This window comes from Streptomyces sp. P9(2023) (assembly GCF_032436795.1).
GTDB lineage: Bacteria > Actinomycetota > Actinomycetes > Streptomycetales > Streptomycetaceae > Streptomyces.
In genome coordinates, this window is the sequence record NZ_JAUPWM010000744.1 from 1 (window position 1) to 246 (window position 246).

1 protein-coding gene is annotated in these 246 nt (G+C 47.6%); it reads right to left on the reverse strand.

Annotation, left to right across the window (positions count from 1 at the left end):
* Positions 1-246, reverse strand: a 246-nt coding sequence (locus Q5762_RS39305) for a hypothetical protein (RefSeq protein WP_315897114.1), incomplete at both ends; no start/stop codon positions are given.

Genomic DNA, 246 nt, shown 5'->3' on the forward strand with positions numbered 1-246 from the left:
TGCCAATTCCGTAGCATGACCTTCAGGCCACGCAGCAAACCTTTGGTATCGGTAATATGCTGCATATAAAGCTGGTATATTAGTACGGTAACGTCAAAGGCTATGTGGTGATAGATCAGTGCCTGCTCGAAGCTTTCAAAGAAGTCTCGCAGATACTGCCGAACCAGTGCCGGGTTGTCGGATAGGTCAACCGGAAATGAAATTCCTTCTGACTGGCTCCAACAGAAAGTGATGGTTGCAATGCCT